We start from the raw sequence: 2,425 nt of genomic DNA on the forward strand, positions 1-2,425 counted from the left end.
CAGTCCGACAGCTCGCCGAGGAACTCCAGGAACTCGGTGAAACGCTTCAGCCCGTGCAGGCTGCGGATGCGCACCAGCCGCTCGCGCGCCCGGTCGCTCATGCCGAAGAACTCGATGCCGTGGCGCGCCCGCTCCAGCAGCGGCAGCACGTCGCGCAGGTCGGGGATCAGGTCGGTCGCGCGGCGCAGCGGCTCGTCGGAGAACTGCAGCACCACGTCACGCAGCGGCACGCCCTCGGCCGGGATGTCGGTGGAGATCCAGTTGTGCGGCAGCCGCGGCCCGGTCAGCACCAGGTGCCCCGGCTCGAAATGCCCGATGTAGTCACCGACGAACACCTTGCCGCGCGTCTCGATGATCAGGTGCAGCTCGTATTCCTCGTGGTAGTGCCAGCGCACCAGCGGGTTCGGCACGCCATGCTCCAGGCAGCGCACGTAGCCGTAGGTGCCCTCCGGCTCGTAGCCGAGCTTGGTGTCGCGCACGAAGTCGTGCTCGAGTTCGGGGCTGCGGGTCCGGTGGGTGTTCATCGCGGCTTCAAGAAAGTCATCAACTCATCACGTTGCCACCGTCGACGTTCAGCGTCTGCGCGGTGATGTACGCCGATTCTCCACTGGCCAGGAAGACCGCGGCGCCGGCGATGTCGTCCGGCACGCCCATGCGGCCCAGCGGCACCGCCTTGCCGACCGCGATCTTCTTCTCGCCCGGCTGCAGGTGCTCGTGGCGCGCGAAGAGGGCGTCGACCTGCCCCCACATCGGCGTGTCGACCACGCCCGGCGCGATGCCGTTGACGCGGATGCCGTGCGGCGCCATCGCGAGCKCCGCCGACTGCGTGTAGCTGATCACCGCCGCCTTGCTGGCGCAGTAGTGCGACACCAGCGCCTCGCCGCGGCGCCCGGCCTGCGACGCGAGGTTGATGATGCTGCCGCGCACGCCGCCCGCGACCATGCGGCGCAGCACCGCCTGCATCGTGAAGAACATGCCCTTCACGTTGACGTCGAAGAGGCGCTGGTACATCGCCTCGTCCGAATCGAGCAGCGGCGCCAGGTCGAACACCGCGGCGTTGTTGAACAGCGTTGTCAGCGGCCCGAGGCGTTCTTCGGCGCCGGCCACGAAGCGGGCGATGTCGTCGCTGCGCGCGACGTTGCCGCTCAGGTACTGGACGCGGCCCGGGTGCTGGTCGACCAGCGCCTGCAGCTCGGGCGCCGGCGTGGCGGGCAGGTCGACCGCGGTGCAGCGCGCGCCTTCGCGCAGGAAGGCCCGCGTCACCGCCAGGCCGATGCCGCCGCCGGCACCGGTCAGCAGCGCGTGGCAATCCGCGAGGCGTTGCGTCGCGGGGTAGTCAGCCATGGCCGTTCTCCTTCAGGAACTGTTTGACCTCAGCATGCGCCCGCTGCAGCGCGGCCACCAGCCGCGCATCGCCGGCGAGCGGCCCCCACAGCACCGGATCGCGGCTGAACGCGGCCAGCGGATCGGCGCTCTCGAAGATCGCATGCGCCGCCGCCACGTCCATGCCCTGGTCGTGGTACGTGTAGCTCAGCTCGCCGCGGTGCCAGCGGCCGAGGAACTCGAAGAACAGCGCCGGCAGCTTCGCGACCGACGCGATCGACGCACCACGGGCCAGGCACTCGCGGAAGGTCGGCCACAGGAAACCGGCGATCTTCGCGTAGCCGTCCATCGCGACGCGCTGGTTGGTGTCCTGCAGGTACGGGTTGCTGAAGCGGTCGATCACGACGTCGCGGTACGCGGCGAGGTCGAGCGGATACGGTTTCTGCGACGCCTCCAGCGACGGGATCACGTCGTTCGTCACGTAGTCGAACGCCATCTGGCGGATCGCCGGGTGCGCCACGTCCTCGTGGATGTACTGGTAGCCGAGCAGGGTGCCGGCCCAGGCGAAGCAGCTGTGGCTCGCGTTCAGGATGCGGATCTTCGCCTCCTCGTACGGCAGCACCGAGGCCACCATCTCGGCGCCGGCCTTCTCCCAGGCCGGGCGGCCGTTGATGAAGTGGTCCTCGATGACCCACTGGATGAAGCGCTCGCCCATCACCGGCGCGCCGTCGTCGACGCCGGTCGCGGCCTTCACGCGCCCCGCGATGTCGGGCAGCGGGCGCGGCGTGATGCGGTCGACCATGTCGTTCGGCGAGCTGGTGTTCTGCTCGACCCAGGCGTGCAGCGCGGCCTGCTGGCGGCGCGCGAGGAAATCGAGGAAGCCGGCGCGGAAGCGCTCGCCGTTGCCGCGCAGGTTGTCGCAGTTCAGCAGCGTCACCGGGCCGGCGTTGCGCGTGCGGCGCGCGTCGAGGATCGCGGCCATCGCGCCGTAGATCGTGCTGCGGGTCTTGCCCGCCAGGTCGCTGGCCAGGTCGGCGAAGCTGTCGTCGAGCCGGTTCTGGTCGTCGAGGTAGTAGCCGGCCTCGGTGACGGTGAACGAGAT

Annotated in this window: 3 protein-coding genes; all 3 read right to left on the bottom strand. The window is 69.9% G+C overall.

Features of this window, described 5'->3' with window-relative positions:
- Positions 1–524: cupin domain-containing protein (locus AC1D15_RS27085; protein ID WP_477828442.1), on the bottom strand; the 524-nt coding region annotated here is incomplete at its 3' end.
- A gap of 19 nt (positions 525–543) precedes the next feature.
- Positions 544–1,344 carry an L-iditol 2-dehydrogenase gene (locus AC1D15_RS27090; RefSeq protein WP_477828443.1) on the bottom strand — a complete coding sequence of 267 codons (801 nt, stop codon included), beginning with the start codon at positions 1,342–1,344 and terminating at the stop codon, positions 544–546.
- A partial coding sequence (locus AC1D15_RS27095) for a mannitol dehydrogenase family protein (protein ID WP_477828444.1) occupies positions 1,337–2,425 on the bottom strand: 1,089 nt, incomplete at its 5' end. The genes AC1D15_RS27095 and AC1D15_RS27090, both read right to left, overlap by 8 nt.

Source organism: Rhizobacter sp. P2_H2 (assembly GCF_056403375.1).